The organism is Streptomyces sp. NPDC056734 (assembly GCF_042790455.1).
In the GTDB taxonomy this organism is placed as follows: domain Bacteria; phylum Actinomycetota; class Actinomycetes; order Streptomycetales; family Streptomycetaceae; genus Streptomyces.
Window position 1 is genome coordinate 197,362 of record NZ_JBHTZD010000015.1, and the last position, 24,009, is coordinate 221,370.

Consider the following 24,009-nt stretch of genomic DNA (forward strand, 5'->3'; position numbering starts at 1 on the left):
GCACCCCACCCGGGGGCGGCACCCCACCCGGGGGCGGCACCCCACCCGGGGGCGGCACCCCACCCGGGGGCGGAGCGCGCAGTGGCGCGGCTCCGCCCCCCCTCCGGCGTCGGACGTCGGCCAGCGAGCCGGTAGTCACATGGGTCCGCCGGACAGGCCCTAGCGCTGTCGGCCCCGCTTGGCCTCCTGTGCCGCTCGGCCGATCGCTCCCTTCCTCTTCCAGTCCTTGCGGATCTCCGCGCGGACGCGGGCGTCGGTCTTGGCGACGATTCGCTGGTTCTCGCGCAGGAGCTTGCGGTAGCTCTCCAGGCGGCGGGCCGGGAGGGCGCCGGTGTCGATGGCCTCGCGGACCGCGCAGCCGGGTTCCGACTCATGGGCGCAGTCGTGGAAGCGGCAGCGCGCGGCCAGTTCGTCGATCTCGGAGAACACCTGTCCGACGCCGGTCTCGGCGTCCCAGAGGCCGACGCCGCGCAGGCCGGGGGTGTCGATCAGCACCCCGCCGCCGGGCAGCGGCAGCAGGTTGCGGGTCGTGGTGGTGTGGCGTCCCTTGCCGTCGGTGTCGCGGGTGGCCTGGACGTCCATCACCGCCTCCCCGAGGAGCGCGTTGGCCAGGGTCGATTTCCCGGCCCCGGACTGGCCGATCAGCACGGACGTACCGCCGCCGACGACCGCCGCGAGGACATCGACGCCGTCACCGTCCAGCGCGCTGACCGGCAGCACCGGCACCCCGGGCGCCGTGGTCTCGACGTCCTGCACCAGGTACCCGAGCGTCGCCGCGTCCGGCACCAGGTCGGCCTTGGTCAGCACCACGACCGGCTGGGCGCCGGACTCCCAGGCGAGGGCGAGGAAGCGTTCGACGCGGCCGAGGTCCAGTTCGACGGCGAGTGAGACGGCGATGATCGCGTGATCGACGTTGGCCGCGAGGATCTGCCCCTCGGACCGCTTGGACGAGGTGGAGCGGACGAACGCCGTACGGCGTGGCAGGTACGCCCGGACATAGCGCGGATTGCCGCCGGGCTCCACGGCGACCCAGTCGCCCGTGCACACGACCCGCAGCGGATCGTGCGGCGTGACGAACGCGGTGTCGGCGCGCAGCGGCCCGGCGGCGGTCAGCACATCGCACTGGCCGCGGTCGACCCGGACCACGCGTCCGGGCAGCAGCCCTTCGGCCGCGTAGGGGGCGAACTCGGCCGCCCAGGCGTCGTCCCAGCCGTAGGGGAGGAGGGTGGAGAGAACCGCGGAATCGGCGGAATCCGCGGAGTTCGCCGAAGCAGAGTGGGGAGTCAACGGGGACCCTTCTACATGCGGTCCCGGCGGGCGCGTAGGCGCGGTGAGGTCAGCCGGTGACCGCGGAGGTGGACGTGATGGTGTGCGGGATGCGGGCAGCGCCCAGCGCAGTGACAGCCATCTGTCGACACCTCCTGACTCTCTCGTCGGTACGGCTCCGGCGGTGGCCCAGTGGGCCCGCCGTCGCTCCCCGAGACTTTAGCCCGGCTCTCCCCGGCCCCGTCAACGCGTTTTCCACCTGCCCTTTCCCGTCCGCCGCGGGTCAGCGCGTCACACACTCCCGCCCGTTGAGGGTGAAGTCGTGGGCCGGTACGTTGCCGTCGTCCAGGAGGGCGACGAAGCCGAAGGTGAGCGAGCCGCCCGCCGGGACGGCCCGGTTGTAGTGGGCGGCGCGTGCCGTCACCCGGGAGCCGTCCTGCACATGCCGGGCGTCCCACATCGTGGAGATGCGCTGGCCGTCGCGGAAGCTCCAGCCGACGGTCCAGCCGTCGAGGGCGTGTTCGGTGCTGATCTCGACGGTGGCCTCGAAGCCGGTGGACCACTCGCTGGTCACGTCGTACGTCGCCCGGCAGCCGCTCTCGGGGCTCGCGTCCACCCCGCCGGTGGCCTCCGTGGAGGTAGAGGTGGAGGTGGAGGTGCCCTGGGGTTCCGGGTCCGGGTCCTGGTGGGCGGGTGGTGCGGTGGAGGCGGCCGGGGTGGGCGGCGGCGGCGACTGTGACGGGCGGGGGGTCTCCGACGGCTCCGGCGACTCGTCCGGCTCCGCCGTGTCCGGGTCGGCGATGGGCACCCGGTCGGGGGCGTCGCCCTGGGCCGCGGCGTCGCTCGTCGCGCCGCCGAACGGCATCAGGGAGACGCCGAGCGCGATGACGGAGACGAGCACCGCCCCGGCGAGCAGCCCGCCGCGCAGCACCCCGATCCGGCGCGGGTCCGGCGTCCGGCGGGCACCGGCGCTCGCGGCCTGTCCGGCGGCGAGCCGGACCTCGGCGGCGCGGCGGCGGCGTTCGAGGTAGGCGAGGCCGCCCCAGCCGAGCACCCCTCCGGCGAGCGCGGCGGGCAGTCCGCCGCCCTGCACCCGCAGACAGGCCGCGGCCTCCGCGCAGTGGGCGCAGCGGGCGAGATGGCGGGAGAGGTCATCGGGGGTGTTCGCGACGGCGGTCCGGGTGACGGCGTCGAGCATCCGGGCGTAGCCGCGGCACTGCGGGTCCATCGGGCGGTCGAGATGGTTGCGTAAGCAGCGGTCGCGGAAGAGTGCGCGCACCTCGGTGCGCTCCTCGGCGATCCCGGCCGGGTCGAGTCCGAGGCGGGCGGCGACCACGGGCAGCGGCTGCGCCTCGACCTCCGTCAGCCACAGCAGGGCGGCGTCGGGCCGCTGCATGTCCTGGAGGCCGCGCAGCGCGAGCGGGCGCTGGGACGGCGCCCCGGCGGTGTGCCGCACGGCCTGCCCGGAGGTGAGCCACAGCCGTAGCTCGGGGTCGAGCCGGTGGCCCTGGCCGCGGCGCTCCCAGTCGGCGGCCGTGTCACGGACCGCGCAGAGCAGCAGCGGGAGGTGCGGCAGGGTGGCCGGGCGGCGTCCGGCACCACGGCCGCTGCCGCCGGTACGGGTCTCCCGGATGCCGTGCGCGAACGCCTCGGTGGCCAGTTCCACGGCGGCGTCGGAGCCGCCCGTGCACAGGTCCGCGTACGAGAGCACGGTGTCCCAGCTCTCGTCGAACTCCGCGGCCTCCATGGCGTTCTGGGGGGTCGGCAGGTCTGGCATGGGTCTCCTGCGTCCAGAGCGAGGTCAACTCACCCTATGGATACGGGAGTTATGGGGAACCTCGCGGGCGCTGCCGAGCCTTTCACGTTTTCACCACAAATGACAAGCCAGGCATCCGATTAGCCGCCTCCGGCGCCTCGCGGGTCTCCGCGGGTCTCCGCGGGTCTCCGCGGGTCTCCGCGGGTCTCCGTGTCTCCCGCAGCTCACGCCCCCCGCGCCAGCAGCTCCCCCACCTCGCCGCCCACCTCGCAGGACACCGCCCCGGGCACCGCGCACCGCACCTCGAACTCCAGGTCCCTGGCCCGCGCCCACTCGGCGGCGTCCCGCTCACGGTCGAGGAACGCCGACCGTCCCGGCAGCAGCCGCAGCAGTGCGCTCCCCGCGTCCCAGTCGGCGGTGACGGTCACCAGCCCGGCGTCCTCGCCGGTCAGGAACGAGGCCATGCCGCGCAGCGCGGTACAGGCCCAGATCAGGCCGGGGAGCCGGAAGTCGACCCGTACGTCGGCGTCGAGGGCGAGGGAGCCGCTGTCCGGGTCGTACCCGGCGCTCAGGACGTCGTCCTCGGCCAGCGTGCTCAGCAGCCCGGCGTGGTCCCCGCCGGTCCAGCGGTCGCACTCGGCGACGGCGGCGGACAGTTCCTCGCGGTAGCGGCGCCCTTCGCTCCAGGGCGCGCAGAGCCCGGCCCAGTCCCGCTCCCCCCACGTGGACGCGGGGCGGACGGGCGCCCGTAGATACGCCTCCAGCCGCGGTCGGCCGATGATCACCGCCGCGGCCAGCGTCACATACTGACCCACGCCCTGTGCCTCACACCTCCACCGGCTCCTCGGCCGGAAGGCTGTCCATGAAGGAGCTGACGGAGAAGACCGCGCGGCCGGGGCCGGGCTTGCCGTAGCCGGGGGGCGAGGCGAGGCCGAACTCGTCCATGGTGGCGCGGTACGCCTCCAGCAGCCGGATGTGGTACTCCAGCGGGGCGCCCTGCGGGTTGGCCTTGCCCAGCGGGGTGGTCGGCTCGGGGCACCAGGTGGTGAAGCGGGGCGTGATGCCCCGGGACATGAAGAAGCGCAGGCCCTCGGTGGTCGAGGCGATGGCCTCGTCGACCGTCTTGAAGCCGAACGGCTCGGCCATCTCGACCCCCGCGACGAAGTTCGGGATGACATTGCGGGCCCCGAAGACCTCCGCCGACTCCAGGATCCGCTTGTGCCACACGTCCCGGCCGACGTACCGCTCCTTGCCGGGGCAGAACATCTTGAACAGGTACTCGTCCCACACCTCGTAGTTGGGGTGGTAGATCTGCACGCCGTAGTCCTTGAAGCGCTGGACGTCGTCGCGCGGCAGCGCCTGGGCGACCACCTTGCCGATCCAGCGGCCGGGGAAACGCTCCTCGATGGCCTTGGCGTAGTGGCCGTAGAAGTCGGCCTCGTCGCGGCCGGAGACGGTCTTGGTGATGGCGCCGCCGGTGAGGGTGTAGGCCGTGGACGCCTTGGCGGTGTCGTACCGGTCGATGATCTCCAGCGCCTCCAGCACCTCCTCCACGTCCTTGACGCCGGTGTACGGCCGCCCGGCCGCCTTGTGCTGACGCCAGTTGTGATTGATGTCGCAGTACTGGCACTCCTCCTTGGCGCCGAAGTACTGGCAGACCCGGAAGACGGTCAGATAGATCAGGTAGCCCCACTGGATGGTGGGGGCCACCTCCATGACCGACTTCCCGTTGGAGAGGGTGTGCCGGTAGTACTCCGGCATCGGCGGCACGCCCACGTCGGCGATGCGCTTGCCGTCGAGGTAGAGGCCGAGCATGCCGGAGTCGTCGGCGGCGACGCGGTAGGGGGAGGCCGGGTTCACCCGGACCGAGACGACCGTGCGGCGCAGATCGTAGGGGCCGCCGGTGAGGATGATCTCCTCCGGCGGGCGGCGCAGCGCGGCTTCGCCCAGTTCCGGGAGGGTGCCGTGGTCGAAGGAGAAGATGAAGTACGACTTCGGCTTGACCTCGCCCCCCTCGTTGTCACTGAGCGCCGACGGGTCGAAGGCGAGACCGCCACGCAGGAGATCCTCCTTGAAGACCGCCTCCCGTGGCACATGCGGGAAGCGCTCCATCAGATCCTCGACGAGCGCGGTGCGGCTGCCCATCCTTGTCTCCTCCCTGCGGCGGTGTTCGACTCTTCACGGTATGCCCCCGGCCCCGGCGGGTGTGCGGCCGGGTCCGGGGGTGAGCGTTGACGCTTCTGACAGTTTTCGTCAGAGTCGTCCGTATGACCAAACGGGACGACATCGCGGGGGCGGCGGTCGCGGTCTTCGCCCGCCATGGTTTCGCGCACACCTCGATGGATCTGATCGCCCAGGCCGCCGGGGTGTCCCGCCCCGCGCTATATCAGTACTTCCGCAACAAGCACGATGTCTTCGCGGCCGTCGCCGAGTGTGTGACCGGCCGGATCGTCCGGGCGGCCGAGCGCGCCCGGGACACCGAGGGCCCGCTGGCCGACCGGGTGCACGGGGTGCTGCTGGTCAAGCTGGCCGCGGCCGGGACCGGCGGGGCGGCCTTCCCGCACGAGCTGGTGGTCCAGGCCGCCGCGATGGGCCTGCCCCCGGCCGACGACGAGCTGGTCTACCTCCTCGCCCAGCTGCTCGCCGGGACGCCCGAGCCGATGGAGACCGCCGCCGTCCTGCTCGCCTCGACGGTCGGCATCGCCCGCTCGGACGGCGGCCCCGAGGTACTGCACCGCAGGCTGCGCCGGCTGGTGGACCTGGTGATCGGCGGCCTGACGGTGCGCTGAGCGCGCCCATCCGGCCAGGGTGATGTGATGATCACTACATGTCCGCCGGGGAGGGATCGCCACATGACCGGGACAACGGGAACGACGGGGACCACAGGGACCGTGACCAACTGGGCCGGGAACATCACCTACACCACCGGGCAGGTGCGCCGGCCGCCCACCCTCGGCGCCCTGCGGGACCTGGTCACCTCCGCCGCGCGGGTGCGGGTGCTGGGCAGCGGGCACTCCTTCAACACCCTCGCCGAGCCCGGCCCCGGAGGCGTCCTGCTGTCGCTCGACGCGCTGCCGCCGGTGCTCGACATCGACACGGACGCCCGTACGGTCCGGGTCTCCGGGGGCGTGCGGTACGCCGAACTCGGCCGCGCGGTGCACGCCCGCGGCCTCGCGCTGCCCAACCTGGCCTCGCTGCCGCACATCTCGGTGGCCGGTTCGGTGGCGACCGGCACCCATGGCTCGGGGGCGGGCAACGGACCGCTGTCGGACGCCGTACGGGAGGTGGAGCTGCTCACCGGCGACGGTACGACGGTGACGATCGGCCGGGGTGACGCCCGCTTCGGCGGTGCCGTCACCGCGCTCGGCGCGCTCGGCATGGTCACCGCGCTCACCCTGGACCTGGAGCCCGCGTTCGAGGTCGAGCAGTGGCTCCGCACCGAACTGCCGCTGACCGGCACCGACTTCGAGGCGGTGCTGAGCGCCGCGTACAGCGTGAGTCTGTTCACCGACTGGAAGGCGCCGGGCTTCCGGCAGGTGTGGGTCAAGCGGCGTACCGATCAGCAGCTGCCAGAGCTGCCCTGGGGCACGCCCGCGACCGAGGCGCTGCACCCGGTGGCGGGGATGCCCGCGGGAAACTGCACCGAGCAGCTCGGGGTGGCGGGGCCCTGGCACGAGCGGCTGCCGCACTTCCGGGCCGAGTTCACGCCGAGCAGCGGTGACGAACTCCAGTCCGAGTATCTGATGCCCCGGGAGCACACCGCGGACGCGCTGGCCGCGCTCGACGCGCTGCGGGCCGACCTCGGGCCGGTGACCCAGACCTGTGAGGTGCGCACGGTCGCCGCCGACGGGCAGTGGCTGAGTCCGAGCCACGGCCGGGACACCGTGGCAGTGCACTTCACCTGGGTGGCGGACACCGCCGCCGTACTGCCGGTGATGCGGCGGGTCGAGGCGGCGCTGGACGGTTTCGCGCCCCGGCCGCACTGGGGGAAGGTGTTCGAGATGCCGGGCGCGGTGGTGCGCGGGCGGTACCCGCGGTTCGACGACTTCCGGGCGCTGGTGCGGGAGCTGGACCCGGACGGCAGGTTCACCAACGCGTTCGTACGGGGCTTTCTGCCCGCCCTGCCGTGACCGGGGGCCGGTGAGGAGCGGTCCGCCGCCACGGGGGCCCGGTCGGAAGCGGTCCGCCGCCCCCGCCCCCGTCGGTACGCCGTTGCGGTGACCGTCGCGGTCCGCACGGGCGCGCGTCCCGCCATCGGCGCGGGCTTCCTGGGATGCCCCAGGGGACAGCCCCGCGGGCACCCTCTGGGCGACGGCTTCCGCGCCGTCGCCGGGACCGTCACCCAGGCCGACCGAGGAGAGCGATGTCCTTCCGTCCGACCACCGCCCCCGCCTACGTCGAGGACGTCTCGCCCGGCAGCGGCTTCCTGCCGCCCCGGGCCCGCCCCCTGTCCACCGACGCCACGACGCTGTCGCTGAACGGCACCTGGCGCTTTCGGCTCTCCCCCACCGCGGGCGCCGAGGACGACTCCTTCGCCCGGCCCGGGTACGACGCCGGGCACTGGGCCGCGATCACCGTGCCCGGCCACTGGGTGCTCCAGGGCGAGGGGGCGTTCGGCGCCCCGAGCTACACCAACCAGGTCTATCCGTTCCCGGTCGACCCGCCGCGCGTACCGGCCGAGAACCCCACCGGGGACCATCTGCGCGTCTTCGACCTGCCCGGCGGCTGGCCGGGCGACGGCGACGCGGTGCTGCGCTTCGACGGCGTGGAGTCCTGCGCCCGGGTGTGGCTGAACGGCACCGCGCTCGGCGAGTTCAAGGGCTCCCGGCTGCCGCACGAGTTCGCGGTCGGGGCGCTGCTGAGGCCGGGCGGCAATGTGCTCGCGGTACGGGTCCACCAGTGGTCGGCGGGCTCGTATCTGGAGGACCAGGACCAGTGGTGGCTGCCCGGGATCTTCCGGGACGTGACGCTGCTGCACCGCCCGCCCGGCGCGGCGCGTGACTTCTTCGTGCACGCCTCCTACGACCACACCGCCGGGACGGGCACACTGCGCGTCGACTCCGAGGTGCCCGGCCGGGTCACCGTCCCGGAGCTGGGCCTGGACCTGGCGACCGGCGAGACGGCGACGGTGCCGGTGGCGCCCTGGACTGCGGAGACCCCACGGCTGTACGACGCCGTACTGGCCACGGCGGGCGAGCGGGTGGCACTGCGCGTCGGCTTCCGGACCGTCGCCCTGCACGACGGCCTGATCAAGGTCAACGGGCGGCCGGTCCTCTTCAAGGGCGTCAACCGGCACGAGTGGCACCCCGAGCGGGGCCGGGCGCTGGACGTGGCCACGATGCGCGAGGACGTGCTGCTGATGAAGCGGCACAACGTCAACGCCGTGCGCGCCTCGCACTATCCGCCGCACCCGGCCTTCCTGGACCTGTGCGACGAGTACGGGCTGTGGGTGATCGACGAGTGCGATCTGGAGACCCACGGTTTCACCGGACAGGACTGGCGGGACAACCCGGCCGACGACGACCGCTGGACGCCCGCGCTGCTCGACCGGGCCGCGCGGATGGTCGAGCGGGACAAGAACCATCCGTCGGTGATCGTCTGGTCACTGGGCAACGAGGCGGGCACCGGGCGCGGGCTGACCGCGATGGCCCGCTGGATCCGGGCGCGCGACTCCTCGCGGCTGCTGCACTACGAGGGCGACCACGACTGCCGCGACACCGACATGTACTCCCGGATGTATCTCCCGCACACGGAGACCGAGCTGATCGGGCGCGGTCTGGACGGCGGCACCCAGCGCCGCCGACGGCTGCCGTTCGTGCTGTGCGAGTACGCGCACGCGATGGGCAACGGGCCGGGCGGACTCACCGAGTACCAGCGGCTGTTCGAGTCGTACGACCGGCTCCAGGGCGGGTTCGTCTGGGAGTGGATCGACCACGGGGTGACGGACACGCGGTACGGGTTCGCGTACGGCGGTGACTTCGGGGAGGAGCTGCACGACGGGAACTTCGTGTGTGACGGGCTGCTGTTCCCGGACCGCACCCCGTCCCCGGGGCTGGTGGAGTTCAAGAAGGTGATCGAGCCGGTCCGCATCGAGGGCGACGGCCGGGGCGGCACCGTACGGGTGACGAACCGGCAGGACTTCGCCGATCTGTCGGCGCTGGCGTTCGAGTGGGCGTACCAGGTGGAGGGCGTGACGGTGGCGGCGGGCACGCTGTCGGTGCCGCCGCTGGCGGCGGGCGAGTCGGCCGAACTGAAGCTGCCGCAGCCGCCGGACGGGCCCGGCGGTGAGGCGCTGTGGACGCTCCGGGCGGTGCTGGCCGGGGACACGGCGTGGGCCGAGCGGGGGCATGAGGTGGCGTGGGCGCAGTTGCCCGCCGTCGCCCGCCGGGTGCCGTCGGTGCCGGCGGGCGCCCGCCCGCAGGAGCGCGAGGGCGGGATCGTCCTCGGCCCGGGGGTCTTCGACTCCGGCACGGGGGCGCTGCTGTCGCTCGGGGAGGTGCCGGTGACCGGGCTGCGGCTGGACGTCTGGCGGGCGCCCACCGACAACGACGAGGGCGCCCCCTGGCAGCCCGGCCCCCGCCTCGGGCCGCTCTGGCGCACGCTGGGCCTGCACCGGATGCGGCACCGGCCGGAGGGCGTGGAGATGGCCGCGGACGCGCTGACGGTACGGACTCGGGTGGCACCGGCGGGCCGGGAGGCGGGCCTGTCCACGGTGTACCGGTGGACCGGCGACGGCACCCGGCTGCGGCTGGCGGTCACGGTGACCCCGCAGGGCGCGTGGCCGGTGCCGCTGCCCCGGCTCGGGGTGCGCTTCGGGCTCGCGGCGGCGGACCGGGTGAGCTGGTACGGCGGCGGGCCCGGCGAGGGCTACCCGGACACCCGGGCGGCGTGCCGCACCGGCCGCTGGCGGTCCACGGTCGACGCCCTCCAGACGCCGTACGTCCGGCCGCAGGAGAACGGCGCCCGGCCCGGTGTGCGCTGGGCGGAACTCGGCGGGCTGCGGGTCGAGGGCGACCCGGAGTTCTGGCTGACCGCCCGCCGCTGGAGCACCGAGCAACTGGACGCGGCCGGGCATCTGAGCGACCTGACGCCCGGGGAGACGGTGTGGGTCAATCTGGACCACGGGCAGAGCGGCATCGGCTCACAGTCCTGCGGGCCGGGCCCGCTGCCGCCGTACCTGCTGCGGGCGGAACCGGCCGAGTTCGCGTTCGTGTTCACCCCGACCGGCTGAACGCCGCCCACCCCGCCGGGCACCGGGGCAGTGGCCCTGTTCCCCGGCCGGGGAACCTGCGGCTCCTGGACCGGATCGCGGCCCCAGCGCCGGTCGTGGGCCACCGCGGGGACATCGTCGCCCAAAACCGCGCGGTCGCCCCGGGCTCTCCCGGGGCGCGCCCGCGGGGTGTGACGGCCGGGCGGGGGCCCGGCCGGGGCCGGGGGGGGGGCGCCCCCCCGGGGCCACCCCCCCCACCCCCCCCGCGGCGCCCCCCGGCCCCGCCGCCGCCCCCCCGCGCTGGGTGAACCGGCCGGGCGTGAACCGGCCGGGAGGTGAGCGGAGCGCTCAGTGGTCGGCGCAGCAGGGCGTCGGGTCCGGGTGTTCGAACGGCACCAGGATGCCGCCCGCGGCGGGCTGGGCGGCGAGCACCAGACGGCCCTGGCGCCACTGCGGGCGGACATGGTCGCGGGTGTGGAGCGGCAGGTCGGGGGCGGGGTCGCCCGGGGTGCCCAGGACGGTCACCGCGTCGATCGCGGAGGCGGCGAGGATCTCCCCGACCGGCAGGGTGCCGGTGAGCGCGGCGACGCCCGGGTAGCGGACGGCCCTGCCGCAGTCGTCGGGGGCGCCGTCGGTGACCTCGTGGCCCCAGGTGGTGAGCCGGTCCCGGGCGGCGCGCAGCGCCTCCGGCGTGTCCAGGGTGAAGGACAGGACGACGCGCGGCCGGTCGTCCCGCACCAGGTGGGTGCAGCCGAACCCGCCCTCGGGGAGGGCGAGCTCGGCCGCGAGCGCCTGGAGCAGGTGATCGGCCGCACGCAGGTCCTTCGTCCCCGCGTCGACCGTGAGGACGGACCCGAAGACGAAGGGGGTCACGAGGGCAGGACCCACACCGGGTTCGTGTAGAACCACAGGTCCTTCCACGGGTCGGCGTCGCCGACCACGTCCAGCACCGGGCCGTTCGGGTCGACGGCGGCGCCGCCCACGCCCACACCGTTGCGGTTGCCGTCGGTGCCGCGCAGCCGGACGTAGACCGGGCGGTCGACCTTGCCGAGGTCGTAGGTCAGCTTCGCGGTGCCGGTGGACTTGTTCACCTCGTACGAGCCGACCACCTTCGCGGACGGGGCGGTGAAGGTGTCCCGGTCCTTGACCTCGCCGGTGACATCGCCCTGGATGACATCCACGCGGGCCAGCTTCGGGGTGAACCCGGCCCAGTTGGGACCGCCGGCCAGCGCGACCTCGACGGAGAGGGTGACGCGGGTGCCCTTCTTGACCTGGAGGGCGCCGCCGAGGGTGGCCCAGCGGCTGCCGCCGGTCAGCCGCACGTCCAGACCGGAGAGCAGCTGGCCGTGGTCGACCCAGATACGGCCGGCCCGGATGCCGTCCATGACGGCGGCGTACGAGAAGTCCGCGGAGCCGACGTGGGTACGGCTGTAGTAGCCGGGCCAGTAGTCGCCCTGCGCCAGGTCGATGCCGCCGTAGACCGGGTCGTCGTAACGGCCGTTGGTGTTGAAGTCGCCGCCGCCGCGGGCCGCGGTGTCGGCGTAGACCTGGTGGGAGTCGGAGTTGGCGGTGATCCACCAGGGCTTGCCCTCGGCGATCAGGCTGTCCCACAGGCCGCCCACGGTGGCGGTCATCCAGTCGAAGCCGCCCCAGGTGCGGTAGCTCTCCAGCGGGTAGCCCGCGAAGGAGTCGGCGCTGGGGTTGTTGTCGTAGATGCCGCGGGCCCGGCCGGGGCCGAGCGGGGCGGGCAGTCCGGCGGCCTGGTGACCGGGGGCGCCCTCGAAGCCGACGGCGATCTGCCGGCTCGTCGTGGAGGCGTCGCGCCAGGCGCGGATCTCGTGCGGGGAGTCCACGCCGCGCCGCGCCGGGTGGTTGGCCAGCATCAGCGCGTCCTGCACCTTGCGCTTCTTGACCTGGTCGGAGAGGAAGGCCAGACCGGCGACCGCGAGGGCCTCGTTGGCGGGCGAGTTGCCGGTGGCGCCCTTGACGCTGCCGTCGTAGTCGTTCTCGAACTGCTTGAGGACGGCCACCTCGTTGGCGCCGGGGTGCACGAACACCGTGCCGTGCTCGGCGGACGGGATGTTCCACTCCAGGCCCTGGAAGACCAGGGTGTCCTCGTACGCGGAACGGGCCGCCTTGATGTCCGGGTTGACCTTCTCCACACCGATCTTGGCGTGCGTGGCGCTGCCGTGGTCGGTGATGACCAGCCAGTCCATGCCGTGCTTGGCGCCCTGGCGGACCTGGTCGCCGACCGTGTACTTGCCGTCGTTGCTGTACTGGGTGTGGATGTGGTGGTCCCCGGCCAGCCACAGGAAGCCGTTGGTGCGGCTGCCGGAGGAGGACGACGCCGACTGGGCCGTGGAGGCCGCGGCGGCCTGCGGCGCGAGCACACCGCCGGCGGCGAGACCTGCGCCGAGCAGTCCGGCGCGGCGCAGCAGTGAGCGGCGGGAGCGCTGGGCGGGGCTCAGTTCGGTGTCCGGCACGGAGGCGTCGAAGGCGGCGGGCAGCGCCGTCTGCTCCTGCTCGTGGTCATGGCCGTGGTCATGATCGTGGTGGTGGTGATGCCCGGGTCCGTGGCTGTGCCCCATGATGTGCCTCCTGTTACCGCCGCTGTCTTCCGCGGCGGCGGCTGTACGCGGTGCTGCTGCTCCGCGTGAGGAGAATCAAGGGGGCACATGAACTTTGCGCGACCATCGGGTGATCATCGGACGGCCCCGACACGCACGCTCGCACGGCCGTTCACAGCTTGCGCGCGGGACTTCGCGTTTGGGCCGGTTTGAGGCGACCTGGGGGCGGGCCCCATTGCCCGAGCCGATGGGGCCCGGGGTCGACTAGCGTCGAGATATGAGCAGCGCACAGCCTTCCTCGTTCGCCGCCGCGCTCGCCGCCGGGACGCTGGTGCTCGACGGGGGGATGTCCAACCAGCTGGAAGCGGCCGGGTACGACCTGGGGGACGCGCTGTGGTCGGCGCGGTTGCTGGCGGAGGCGCCGGAGGCGATCGTCGCGGCGCATCTCGCCTACTTCGCGGCCGGGGCCGATGTCGCCATCACGGCCAGCTACCAGGCGACCTTCGAGGGGTTCGCGCGGCGGGGCGTCGGGCGGGAGCGGGCGGCGGAGCTGATCGGGCGCAGTGTGGAGCTGGCGCGGGAGGCGGCGCGGCGGGCGGGGGTGGCGCGGCGTCTGTGGGTGGCGGGGTCGGTGGGGCCGTATGGCGCGATGCTGGCGGACGGGTCCGAGTACCGGGGGCGGTACGGGGTGGGGGTGGCGGAGCTGGAGCGGTTCCATCGGGCCCGGGTGGAGGTGCTGGTGGGGGCCGGGGTGGATGTGCTCGCGCTGGAGACGGTCCCGGACACCGACGAGGCGGTGGCGCTGCTGCGGGCCGTGCGGGGGGTGGGGGTGCCGGTGTGGCTGTCGTACACGGTGGAGGGGCTGCGGACGCGGGCCGGGCAGCGGCTGGAGGAGGCGTTCGGGCTGGTGGCGGGGGTGGATGAGGTGGTGGCGGTGGGGGTGAACTGCTGTGCGCCCAGGGAGGTGGGGCCGGCGGTGGGGCTGGCCGCCCGGGTCACCGGGAAGCCGGTTGTTGTGTATCCCAACAGTGGGGAGACGTGGGGTGGTGGGGGGTGGGTGGGGCGGTCTGCGTTTTCCGGGTTCTCCGGGTGTTCCGGGTTTCCCTCCGGGATGGTGCGGGGGTGGCGGGAGGGTGGGGCTCGGCTGGTGGGGGGGTGTTGTCGGGTGGGGCCGGATGTGATCGCTTCCGTTGCGGGGGTTTTGCGGGAGGGGTAGGGGGTGGGGGGTTTTGGTTGTGTGCCGGGTGCGGGTTGTGTGTGGCTGGTCGCGCAGTTCCCCGCGCCCCTAAGAAGGGCGGTTGCCCAGCCGCCCCCTCACGGCTCCCGCGTCCAGCCCCCCTCACGGCTCCCGCGCCCTGTCTCCCCCTGCGTCCGGCTCCCGCGCCCTCTCGCCCCTCTACGTCCGGCTCCCGCGCCGTGTCGCCCCCCCCTGCGTCCGGGTCACGCTCCGCCTCCCCCTACGTCTGTGCGGCTCACGCTCCGCCGCCCCCTACGTCCGTGCGTCTCACGTTTCCCGGGAGGCGTAGGCGGCGGACCACTGAGCGGAGGTCTGTCATGCGGGCCGGGAGGGGGGTGGGGGCGGGTGGGGGTGGGGACTGGGGTGGGGGCGGGGTGGTCCAGAGGGAGAGGTGGGCGTCTCGGGGGGACTTGACGGTGTGGGGTGGGCCGGCGCCGAAGAGGTGGACGGGGTGGGTGGGGTCCCAGTGCGGCCAGCCCGGGGTGCCGTCGGTGGCGAAGCGGATCCAGGAACGGTGCATGGCGTCGGCCAGGGCCCGGGGGGCGCCGGTGCCCGCGAGTTTGACGGCGTCGGGGGTCTCGCCGGTGTCGAAGACGAAGCCGAGTTCCAGGGCATGGCAGGCGCCCAGGTCGGGGAGGAGCGACGGCCAGGCGAACTCGTAGAGGTAGGACGAGGCGGGGCGGGCGTCGGCCAGGTGGTGCATCGGAAGGCGCAGGAGATGGTCGGTGACCATCTGGCCGACGATCTCGGCGGTGCCGGCCTCGGGGCTCAGGGTGCGGTAGCCGCGCGGCACCTCGTGGCCGCAGCGGCAGCGGGCCATGGCACCGGCGAGGGCGACCGGGCCGAGACGGTCGACGCGTTCCAGGAGGCCGCCGGGGACCAGCCACAGGCGGTACTCGTCCCGGGTCCAGCCCATCAGCAGGTCCACACCCGGGGCCGCGCCGCCCTCGGTCAGGGCCGTCAGGGGGTCGCGCGGGACGACCTCGCCGTCCACCACGATGCCGAAGGCCGGGCCGCCCAGCACCGGGCTGCTGAGCCGGCCCACCTCGGCCTGGGTGCGCAGCAGCAGCTCACGGTCGACGTCGGCGAAGGCCGCGGCGGTGGCCGGCACCCTCAGCCGGGTGGCCATCCGGCGCACCATCCGCCGTACCTTGTCCCGCTCGACCGCCTCCGGCGCCCCGCTCTGGAGCACCGCCCGCCGCACCAGGCCCTGGGTCTGCGGGGCGGCGATCAGGGCGCCGACGCTGATGGCGCCCGCCGACTGGCCGAACACCGTGATCCGCCCGGGGTCCCCGCCGAACGCCTCGATCGACTCGTACACCCAGGTCAGCGCGGCGATCTGATCGCGCAGACCGGCGTTTGCGGGGGCGTCGGGGAACAGGCCGTAGCCCTCGACACCGAGCCGGTAGTTGATCGAGACGAGAACCACCCCGTCCCGCGCGAACGGGCCGCCGTCGTAGACCGGCACCGCGGACGACCCCCGGGTCAGCGCGCCGCCGTGCACCCACACCATGACCGGCAGCCGGGCGCCGGGGCCGGGCTCGGGCGTCCAGACGTTCAGGTTCAGACAGTCGTCGCCGGGGACGACCGGGTCGGAGAGATACTGCGCGAAGGCTTCGGAGTACGGCGGTTTCGGCGGCGTCGGGCCGAAGTCGACGGCGTCCCGGACCCCGTCCCAGGGCGCGGGCGGCACGGGCGGCCGGAAGCGGTTCGGGCCGAAGGGGGGCGCCGCGTACGGGATCCCCCGGAACACCGCGACCTCGTTCTCGTAACGTCCCCGCACCGCCCCGTACGGCGTCCGCACCACGGGGTCCGTCCGGTCCGCCCGGTCTGCCCTTGTCATCCGCCCACCAGCCCTTCATCACGGCTCGCGCGTCCCTTCCAGAGCATCACACCGGGCGGATCTATTCCGGTGCGGGACGGGTGCGCGGGGGCTGTTCAGGTGATGGCGGGCGTTCGATGATCTTGCCGGAGGGGCTCCAGGCTGTCCTTCGTCCGCGACGTCGTGGCATCGTGTACTCGCCACCCCCAGAAGATGGCCAAAACTTCACCGTGCGCATACGGCGAGCCGTCACAAAGCCGCAGCTCCGGTCGGAAGTTCGCCTACGTTGTTGCTGACCTGATCATTTCTCTTCCGCAGGAGGCACTGCCGTGTCGGAGTCCAACCCCCAGATCGTCGCCTCGGCGGAGCTTCGCGCTCGGATCGACACCACCAAGCCGCACTCCGCCCGTTTCTGGAACTACTTCGTCGGGGGCAAGGACAACTACGAGGTCGACCGCGAGATCGGGGACCACATCAAGGAGATCTTCCCCGGGCTGGTCGATGTCGCGGTCACCAGCCGGCACTTCCTGGGCCGTGCCGTGCGGTACCTGGCCGTGGAGCAGGGCATCCGGCAGTTCCTGGACGTCGGCACCGGGCTGCCGACCGCCGACAACACCCATGAGGTCGCCCAGCGCGCCGCGCCGGACGCCCGGATCGTGTACGTCGACAACGACCCGATCGTGCTGACCCACGCCAACGCGCTGCTGACCAGCACCCCCGAGGGCAGGACCGCCTACCTGGACGCCGATCTGTACGACCCGGACACGGTCCTCAAGGCCGCCGCGGGCACCCTTGACTTCTCGCAGCCGATCGCCCTGATCATCCTCAACACGCTCGGCCATGTCGCCGAGTACGACAAGGCACGCGCCCTGGTGCAGCGGCTGATGGCCGGTCTGCCCGCGGGCAGCCACCTGGTGATCAGCGACTCCACCGCGACCAGCGAGGGCATGATCGCCGCGTCGGACGCGTACAACGCGAGCGGCGCGGTGCCGTACTACGTGCGCAGTGTGGAGGAGATCGCCGGGTTCTTCGACGGCCTGGAGCTGGTGGAGCCGGGGGTCACCCAGGTGAACCGCTGGCGGCCCGAGGGCGACGCGTCGGACGTGGCCGTGGACGCGTACGGCGCGGTGGGCCGCAAGTCCTGAATTCGCCCCCGAGGGGGCGGCCCGGTGACCGTCGACTTTCGGCCACGTACCGATACCGGTCACCGGTCCGCTCCCCCGGGCCCGGTCACCGACGGCGGGGGCGGCGTGCGTCCGTCCCCTCGACCCGCCCCACGGGCCGGTGATCTTCGACCGGCCGATGTGTCAGTCCGCCGCGGGGCGCAGCGCCACGAACACGAACTCACGGCCGGGCCGGTCGGGCGCGTCCCGCACGTCCGCCACCTGGTATCCGTGCTCCGCCAGGTCGGCCGCCACCTCCGCGCGCTCGCGGAACCGCAGGGTCGAGTGGGAGCGCAGGGTTTCGCCGGTCCCGGGAAGGTCGTAGGACGAACGGAACGTCACCAGCGGGCCGTCCGCCTCGATCAGGTCGATCCAGTGGGTGACCGGACCGACCCCGGGGACGTCGGTCACGGCGTACGTCTCCTCGCGGTTCCACTTCTCCCAGGCCCGGCGGGCCGGGTCGCGGGTCTCGAACACCAGACGCCCGCCCGGCCGCAGCGCCCGGTACGCGCCGCGCAGGGTCCGCCGCCAGTCCCGCGGGTCGGCGATGGACTGGGCGACATTGCCGGTCATGGTGGCCAGGTCGGCGGTGAGCGGGGGCAGTACGCCCGCGTCGCCGTGGATCCAGCGCACCCGCCCGGCGCCCGGCTTGCCCCGCGCCACGTCCAGCGAGGCCGCCGCAGGATCGACGCCCACCACCTCCAGGCCACGCCCGGCCAGCAGCAGCGCGAACACGCCGGTCCCACAGCCGATGTCCAGCACCCGGCGGGCCCCGAACTCCTCGGCCATGCCCAGATAGGCGTCCAGATCGGATCGGTCCGGGTCGAGCGGATCGTAGAGCGGGGCGAGCCGGGGATCGGCGAAGCAGGCGTCGGGCATGGGGCGACGGTAGGGGGACGGGGGGCTATGGGCAACGGGTTTCCGGGGGCTGTGACGTCCGGTGTGGGGTCCCCTCCGGGGTCCCGTGTCCTGGCAGGCATCCATCTCCCGACGCCCCACCTCCTGGAGTCCGCGTCCGATTCCTTCAAGACCCCCGCCCCCTCCCCACCTACGGTGACCCCATGACTCCACGATTCGACGCTTTCGGCCTGGTCGTCTCCGACATGGCCGCCTCTGTCGCCTTCTACCGCCGGCTCGGGTTCGCCTTCCCGGACGGCGCGGACGCGCAACCGCACGCGGAGGCCGAGTTGCCCGGCGGGCTGCGGCTGCTGCTGGACACCGAGGAGAGCGTGCGCGCCTTCCACCCCGGATTCGTGCCGCCCGCAGGGTCCCGGCACTCGCTCGCGCTGCGCTGCGACGACCCGGCCGAGGTGGACCTGGTGTACGGGGAGCTGACCGGGGCCGGGTACCACGGTGAGCTGAAGCCCTGGGACGCCTTCTGGGGGCAGCGGTACGCGGTGGTGCACGACCCGGACGGCAACGGCGTGGACCTGTTCGCCGCGCTACCGGGCGCCGCCGAGTAGCTCCCCGAGCGGCAGCCCGGTCAGGTCCTTCACGTCCCGGGACAGATGCGCCTGGTCGGCGTAGCCCGCGCGGGCGGCGGTCTCGGCGTACGGGACGCCCGCGCGGGCCAGGGCCAGCGCCCGCTGGAGCCGCAGCACCCGGGCGAGGGTCTTCGGGCCGTAGCCGAAGGCGGCCAGGGAGCGGCGGTGCAGCTGGCGGGCGCCCAGGCCCAGCCGGTCGGCGGTCGCGGCGACCGGGCGGCCCGCGGCGAGGGCGGCGACGACCCGCCGCAGCGCGGGGTCGGGCGGCGCGGTGAGCGCGGCGCGTTCCAGCGCCACGGCTTCCAGGGCGGCGCCGGGATCGGCGGCGGCGGACAGCCGCGCGGCCAGCGGGCGCACCTCGGCGAGCGGCCACAGGTCGGTCAGGGCCACCCGGCGGTCGCGCAGCTCGTGCGCGGGGACGCCGAGGAGCGCGGGCGCGGTGCCGGGGGCGAGACGGACGCCGGTCCAGGGGCCGCCGTTCCCGTCCCCGGGGCGGTGCGCCCGGGTGTCGGGGCCCGCGACCAGCAGCCGGCCGTCGTGCCAGAGCAGATCCATGCAGCCGTCGGGCAGGACGCGGCCGGTGCCGGGGCCGCCGGACGGGGTGTTCGTCCAGACGACCGCGCCGGTCAGCCGGGAGGCCCGTTCCTGGTACACGTACGCCAGGCTACGCCCGGCGGGAGCGGTGCTCCTGGGGGCTGACGCCGTACACCCGTTTGAAGGCGCTGGACAGGGCGAAGGCGCTGCCGTAGCCGACCCGGCGGGCGATGGACTCCAGGGTGTCGTCGCTGTCGCGCAGCCGGTCTGCGGCCAGGGCGAGGCGCCAGCCGGTGAGGTACGTCATCACGGGCTCGCCGACCAGGGCGGTGAAGCGGCGGGCGAGCGCGGCGCGGGAGACACCGGCCTTGGCGGCGAGGCCGGCGACCGTCCAGGGGTGCGCGGGATCGTCCTGGAGGAGGCGCAGGACCCGGCCGACGACCGGGTCGGCGAGGGCGCGGTACCAGGCGGGTGCGGCGGCGTCGGGGCGGGAGAACCAGGCCCGCAGGATGGCGATGACCAGCAGGTCGAGCATCCGGTCCAGGACCACCTCCTGGCCGGGCTCGTCGCGCACGATCTCCTGCATGACCAGCGGGGCGAGCGGGCAGTCCCACGCGTCGGGGCCGAGGCAGAGCAGCGGGGGCAGGGCGTCCAGCAGCCGGGCGCTGATCTCGCCCTGCCAGAGATAGGTGCCGATCAGCAGGACGGTCTCCCCGTCGGGATGGTCGCCCCAGGTGCGTACACCGAGGTCCATGGAGCCGTTGAGGGGGCGGCCGTCGGGGTAGCTGCACTCGCCGCCGGGCAGGATCAGCGCCTGCGGGGCGGTGCCGGGGTCGTCGGCGCAGGTGTACGGGGCGGGCCCGCGCGCGATGGCCACGTCACCGGCGCGCAGCAGCAGCCGCTCCCCGGTGTCCGGGAGCACCCAGGCCGTGCCGCGCACCATGACCATCACCGTCAGCGGCGCGTGGTCCTCCACGCGCACGCCCCACGGCGGGTCGAAACAGGCCCGGATCATATGGGCACCCCGCGCGCGGGGGCCGTCCAGCAGGCCGGCGAGTGCGTCCATGGGGGCCAGCGTAGACGGGCGCTTATGGGGGTGAGCGGCTCGGCGATGGGCGGTCCGGGGTCCCGGGCGTTGACTGGGAGACATGGCACACCACAAGAAGGACATCAAAGACACCAAGGACATGACGCTGGTCGTCACCGGGGCCTCGGGGCGTACCGGGCGCCGGGTGGCGGCGGCGGCGAGCGGCGCGGGCCTGACCGTACGGGCCGCCTCGCGGGCGCGGGGCTTCGACTGGAACGACCGGACGACCTGGGCGGACACGCTGCGCGGCGCGGACGCGGCGTATCTGGCGCACCCCGCCGACGTGGGTGCCCCGGAGGCGACCCTCGCGGTCGGGCTGCTGGCCCACGAGGCGGTGGCGCTGGGTGTGCGGCGGCTGGTGCTGCTGTCGGGGCGCGGGGAGGAGCAGGCACGGCCCACCGAGGAGGCGCTGCGGGAGTCGGGCGCGGACTGGACGGTCGTACGGTCCGCCTGGTTCATGCAGAACTTCAGCGAAGGGCTGCTGGCGGACCAGCTGCGGGGCGGGGAGCTGGTGTTCCCGGCGGGCGGGGTGCGGGAGCCGTTCGTGGATCTCCAGGATGTGGCGGACGTGGTCGTGACGGCGCTGACGTCCGGTGACACCTATGTCCGCACGTCGCTCGACGTGTCCGGGGGACAGTTGCTGACCTGGGGCGAGGCGGTCGCGGAGATCGCCGCGGTCAGCGGCCGCGACCTCGCCTTCCGCTCGCCGCCGATGCCGGAGTACGGCGAGGCGCTGGCCGGTTTCGGCCTGCCGCCCGAGGAGGTCGCCTTCCTCCTTGAGGTCTTCGAGGGCCTGCTCGACGGCCGCAACGCCCATCTCTCCGAGGGGATCCGGGAGGTGCTGGGCCGGGCGCCCCGTACGTTCTCGGAGTTCGTCCGGGAGTCGGCCGCGGCGGGGGTGTGGCAGGGGTGAGGCAGGGGTGAGCCGCCGGCCGGGCCGGGGTCAGCCCTCCCGGTTGCCCCGGTGGTCGTTCTCGCCGTGCTTGCCCGGTGTCTTGCCGTGGGTGGCGCGCAGGCGGGACGTGACGTCCTCCGGGGGGAGGAAGCGGGACCAGCGTTCGGGGAACTCCGAGGGCATGTCCGGGTCGTCGGGATCGTCGGGGTGGGCCTCGCGGGCGGCCTTGGCGCGGGCGACGTACTCCTCGACCTGGGCCTCGCGCAGCCGTTCGTTGGCGGCGCGGGCGGCGGCGGTCGCGGCGGCGGGCCAGACGCGGTCGATGGCGGCGTTCATGGCCGCGCCGACCAGGACGGCGAAGGCGGACACGCCGATCCACAGCAGGACGGCGACGGCGGCGGCCAGGGAGCCGTAGATCGTGGCGCCCTCGACGGTGTTCGCGAGGTAGATGCGCAGCAGGAAGCTGCCGAGCACCCACATGCCGAGGGCGACCAGGGCGCCGGGGACGTCCTCGATCCATGGGGAGCGGACCGGCACCGAGACGTGGTACAGCGTGGTCAGGAAGGCGATCGACAGGACGATGACGACCGGCCAGTACAGCACCTGGACGAGCGTCGTGGACCAGGGCAGGATCCGCAGCACCGCGTCCGGTCCGGCCACCATCAGCGGCAGGGCGATGGAGCCGACCACCAGGGCGACGAGGAACAGCAGGAACGACACCAGCCGGGTCTTGACGATGCCGCGTACACCGTCGAGGCCGTACATCACGGTGATCGTGTCGATGAAGACGTTGACGGCGCGCGAGCCCGACCACAGGGCGAACAGGAAGCCTATGGAGATCACGTCGGGCCGCCCGCCGCGCATCACATCGTCCAGGATCGGCTTGGCGATCTCGGTGACGCCCTTGTCCGACAGGACCGTGCGGGACGCCTCCAGGAGGTTGGTCTCCAGGCTGGAGATGGTGTCGGTGCCGGTCCAGTCGTCGACGTAGCCGAGCAGTCCGATCATGCTGAGCAGCAGCGGCGGTACCGACAGCAGGGTGAAGAACGCGGCCTCGGCGGCCAGGCCCAGGATCCGGTACTCGATACAGGAATGGACGGTGTCCTTCACCAGCAGCCAGGCGGTCCGGCGCTTGGAGACGTTCCGGTAGAGGGCACGCGCGCGATGCAGACGGCCGGAGGGCGGCGTCTTCGGGAGGTCACTTGCTGGCTGCACGAGCCAAAGGTATCGGCCTGGCCAGGCATCACTCACCCAGGTGGGGGGCGGGCAGGGGAACGCGTGTCCGCGAGCCGATCGGTTCGCTACCTGACGGTAGGTTTGAGGATCATGGCACGCAGCACGCACACCGTCACCAACCAGCCACCACCGCTCCTCGGATACGACGTCTACTCGGCCGACCGCGCGCTGGTGGCGGCCGTCGAACGCCATCTCGCCCCGCTACCGCTGGAGGAGGCCCGCGGCGAGTTGTCGGCCCTCGGCAGGAGCGCCGGATCCGCCCAGGTACAGGAGTGGGGGGTGCAGGCGAACGAGTATCCGCCGCGCCTTCGCACCCATGACCGGTACGGCCATCGGATCGACGAGGTGGAGTTCCATCCGGCGTGGCACCGGCTGCTCGGCAAGGGTGTCGGGTCGGGCCTGACGTCGGCCTGGACGCGGCCCGGCGGACAGGTGCGGCGGGCGGCGGCGTTCCTGGTGTGGACGCAGGTCGACGCGGGCAGCACCTGCCCGCTGTCGATGACGCACGCGGCGGTGGCCGCGCTGCGGGCCGATCCCGCGCTCGCCGCGGAGTGGGAGCCGCGGCTGACGTCGGAGATCTACGACCGGGGGCTGCGCCCGGCCCGGGAGAAGGCCGGGGCGCTGTTCGGGATGTGCCTGACGGAGAAGCAGGGCGGCAGCGACGTACGGACCAACACCACCCTCGCGCGCCCGCTGGCGGAGGCCGGGACGTATCACCTGACCGGGCACAAGTGGTTCTGCTCGGCGCCGATGTCGGACGGCTTCCTGGTGCTGGCGCAGGCGCCGGGCGGGCTGACCTGTTTCCTGGTGCCGAGGGTGCTGGAGGACAACAGCAGGAACGTCTTTCTACTTCAGCGGCTCAAGGACAAACTGGGCAACCGTTCGAATGCGTCCGCCGAGGTCGAGTTCGCCGGGACCTGGGCCCGCCGGGTCGGCGAGGAGGGGCGCGGGGTGGCGACCATGATGCGGATGGTCACCGCGACCCGGCTGGACTGCGCACTCGGCTCCGCGGGCCAGATGCGGCAGGCGCTCGTGCAGGCGGTCCATCACTGCGCGCACCGGGGGGCGTTCGGCGGTCCGCTGCTGGATCTGCCGCTGATGCGCAATGTGCTGGCCGATCTGGCGCTGGAGTCGGAGGCGGCGACCACGCTGACGATGCGGCTGGCGGCGGCCTGCGACGACGGGGGCGAGCAGGAGCGGGCGCTGCTGCGGATCGCGGTGCCGGCCGCCAAGTACTGGGTGACCAAGCGGTGTACGCCGATGGTGGTGGAGGCGGCCGAGTGTCTGGGCGGCAACGGCTATGTGGAGGAGTCGGGGCTGCCCCGGCTGGTGCGCGAGTCGCCGCTGAACTCGCTGTGGGACGGGGCCGGGAACGTCCAGGCGCTGGATGTGCTGCGGGCGCTGCGGCGGGAACCGGACGCGCTGGACGCCTATTTGCTGGAGGTCGGTGCGGCGCGGGGCGCCGATCACCGGCTGGACCGGGCGATCCGGGACCTGCTGACCGAACTGGCCGATCTGGAGGGCGTCGAGGCACGGGCCCGGCGGCTGGCCGAACGGCTGGCGCTGGTGCTGCAAGGGGCGCTTCTGGTGCGGTACGCGCCCCCGGCGGTGGCTGACGCGTTCTGTGCGTCGCGGCTGGGCGGTGACGGGGGTGCGGCGTTCGGCACGCTGCCGCACACGCTGCCGCTCGGGGAGCTGGTGGAGCGGGCGATGCCGGCCGGCTGATCCGGCTCGGGGATCCGGTCGGCTGAT

The 24,009-nt window shown here is 73.7% G+C and carries 19 protein-coding genes; 8 read left to right on the top strand and 11 right to left on the bottom strand.

The window, feature by feature from the left end:
* Positions 1 to 159: 159 nt before the first annotated feature.
* From rsgA to ACFRFC_RS23695, 4 genes are all read right to left on the bottom strand, one after another.
* Entirely contained in the window at positions 160 to 1,287 is a 1,128-nt protein-coding gene (rsgA, locus tag ACFRFC_RS23680; RefSeq protein ID WP_382693747.1) for a ribosome small subunit-dependent GTPase A, read from the bottom strand.
* A 262-nt stretch (positions 1,288 to 1,549) separates the two neighbouring features.
* The gene (locus ACFRFC_RS23685; RefSeq protein WP_382693748.1) at positions 1,550 to 3,043 is read right to left on the bottom strand and encodes a cellulose binding domain-containing protein; all 1,494 of its coding nucleotides are present in this window, start codon (positions 3,041 to 3,043) and stop codon (positions 1,550 to 1,552) included.
* Positions 3,044 to 3,246: 203 nt separating this feature from the next.
* A complete protein-coding gene (locus ACFRFC_RS23690; RefSeq protein ID WP_382693750.1) occupies positions 3,247 to 3,837 on the bottom strand; it encodes a hypothetical protein in 591 nt (196 codons plus the stop codon).
* A gap of 10 nt (positions 3,838 to 3,847) precedes the next feature.
* Entirely contained in the window at positions 3,848 to 5,167 is a 1,320-nt protein-coding gene (locus tag ACFRFC_RS23695) for a radical SAM protein (protein ID WP_382693751.1), read from the bottom strand.
* Between the two features lie 122 nt (positions 5,168 to 5,289).
* Between ACFRFC_RS23695 and ACFRFC_RS23700 the strand changes: the two genes are divergently transcribed.
* From ACFRFC_RS23700 to ACFRFC_RS23710, 3 genes are all read left to right on the top strand, one after another.
* Positions 5,290 to 5,811 (top strand): TetR/AcrR family transcriptional regulator, encoded by a 522-nt coding sequence (locus ACFRFC_RS23700; protein WP_382693753.1) that lies wholly within the window; start codon positions 5,290 to 5,292, stop codon positions 5,809 to 5,811.
* A gap of 63 nt (positions 5,812 to 5,874) precedes the next feature.
* A complete protein-coding gene (locus tag ACFRFC_RS23705; protein ID WP_382693755.1) occupies positions 5,875 to 7,152 on the top strand; it encodes an FAD-binding protein in 1,278 nt (425 codons plus the stop codon).
* Positions 7,153 to 7,385: 233 nt separating this feature from the next.
* Positions 7,386 to 10,253 (top strand): glycoside hydrolase family 2 TIM barrel-domain containing protein, encoded by a 2,868-nt coding sequence (locus tag ACFRFC_RS23710; protein WP_382693756.1) that lies wholly within the window; start codon positions 7,386 to 7,388, stop codon positions 10,251 to 10,253.
* Positions 10,254 to 10,580: 327 nt separating this feature from the next.
* Here the strand turns inward: ACFRFC_RS23710 and ACFRFC_RS23715 are convergent, their stop codons facing one another.
* Together ACFRFC_RS23715 and ACFRFC_RS23720 are read right to left on the bottom strand one after the other, a co-directional pair.
* A complete protein-coding gene (locus ACFRFC_RS23715) occupies positions 10,581 to 11,105 on the bottom strand; it encodes a hypothetical protein (RefSeq protein ID WP_382692807.1) in 525 nt (174 codons plus the stop codon).
* Complete coding sequence (locus ACFRFC_RS23720) at positions 11,102 to 12,820, bottom strand: PHP domain-containing protein (RefSeq protein WP_382692809.1); 1,719 nt, start codon at positions 12,818 to 12,820, stop codon at positions 11,102 to 11,104. Before ACFRFC_RS23720 ends, ACFRFC_RS23715 begins: the two co-directional genes overlap by 4 nt.
* 256 nt (positions 12,821 to 13,076) lie before the next feature.
* Between ACFRFC_RS23720 and mmuM the strand changes: the two genes are divergently transcribed.
* The gene (gene mmuM / locus ACFRFC_RS23725) at positions 13,077 to 14,015 is read left to right on the top strand and encodes a homocysteine S-methyltransferase (protein WP_382692811.1); all 939 of its coding nucleotides are present in this window, start codon (positions 13,077 to 13,079) and stop codon (positions 14,013 to 14,015) included.
* Between the two features lie 256 nt (positions 14,016 to 14,271).
* Here the strand turns inward: mmuM and ACFRFC_RS23730 are convergent, their stop codons facing one another.
* Positions 14,272 to 15,879 (bottom strand): carboxylesterase/lipase family protein, encoded by a 1,608-nt coding sequence (locus tag ACFRFC_RS23730; protein WP_382692813.1) that lies wholly within the window; start codon positions 15,877 to 15,879, stop codon positions 14,272 to 14,274.
* Positions 15,880 to 16,187: 308 nt separating this feature from the next.
* Between ACFRFC_RS23730 and ACFRFC_RS23735 the strand changes: the two genes are divergently transcribed.
* A complete protein-coding gene (locus tag ACFRFC_RS23735) occupies positions 16,188 to 17,003 on the top strand; it encodes an SAM-dependent methyltransferase (RefSeq protein WP_382692815.1) in 816 nt (271 codons plus the stop codon).
* A 162-nt stretch (positions 17,004 to 17,165) separates the two neighbouring features.
* On the opposite strand, the gene ACFRFC_RS23740 is transcribed toward ACFRFC_RS23735, so the two are convergent.
* Positions 17,166 to 17,900 carry a class I SAM-dependent methyltransferase gene (locus tag ACFRFC_RS23740; RefSeq protein WP_382692817.1) on the bottom strand — a complete coding sequence of 245 codons (735 nt, stop codon included), beginning with the start codon at positions 17,898 to 17,900 and terminating at the stop codon, positions 17,166 to 17,168.
* Positions 17,901 to 18,082: 182 nt separating this feature from the next.
* On the opposite strand from ACFRFC_RS23740, the gene ACFRFC_RS23745 reads away from it, so the two are divergent.
* Positions 18,083 to 18,484, top strand: a complete 402-nt coding sequence (locus ACFRFC_RS23745; RefSeq protein WP_382692819.1) for a VOC family protein — start codon at positions 18,083 to 18,085, stop codon at positions 18,482 to 18,484.
* Here the strand turns inward: ACFRFC_RS23745 and ACFRFC_RS23750 are convergent.
* The gene (locus ACFRFC_RS23750; RefSeq protein WP_382692821.1) at positions 18,464 to 19,159 is read right to left on the bottom strand and encodes a helix-turn-helix domain-containing protein; all 696 of its coding nucleotides are present in this window, start codon (positions 19,157 to 19,159) and stop codon (positions 18,464 to 18,466) included. The genes ACFRFC_RS23745 and ACFRFC_RS23750 overlap by 21 nt on opposite strands.
* A 10-nt stretch (positions 19,160 to 19,169) precedes the next feature.
* Positions 19,170 to 20,105: an AraC family transcriptional regulator gene (locus tag ACFRFC_RS23755; RefSeq protein WP_382692823.1), complete on the bottom strand. Its 936-nt coding sequence runs from the start codon at positions 20,103 to 20,105 to the stop codon at positions 19,170 to 19,172.
* Between the two features lie 82 nt (positions 20,106 to 20,187).
* On the opposite strand from ACFRFC_RS23755, the gene ACFRFC_RS23760 reads away from it, so the two are divergent.
* Positions 20,188 to 21,039, top strand: coding sequence for an NmrA family transcriptional regulator (locus ACFRFC_RS23760; RefSeq protein WP_382692825.1), 852 nt, complete (start codon positions 20,188 to 20,190; stop codon positions 21,037 to 21,039).
* A 30-nt stretch (positions 21,040 to 21,069) separates the two neighbouring features.
* Here the strand turns inward: ACFRFC_RS23760 and ACFRFC_RS23765 are convergent, their stop codons facing one another.
* Positions 21,070 to 22,236: a YihY/virulence factor BrkB family protein gene (locus ACFRFC_RS23765; protein WP_382692827.1), complete on the bottom strand. Its 1,167-nt coding sequence runs from the start codon at positions 22,234 to 22,236 to the stop codon at positions 21,070 to 21,072.
* Positions 22,237 to 22,347: 111 nt separating this feature from the next.
* Between ACFRFC_RS23765 and ACFRFC_RS23770 the strand changes: the two genes are divergently transcribed.
* Entirely contained in the window at positions 22,348 to 23,982 is a 1,635-nt protein-coding gene (locus ACFRFC_RS23770) for an acyl-CoA dehydrogenase family protein (RefSeq protein ID WP_382692829.1), read from the top strand.
* Positions 23,983 to 24,009 lie beyond the last annotated feature (27 nt).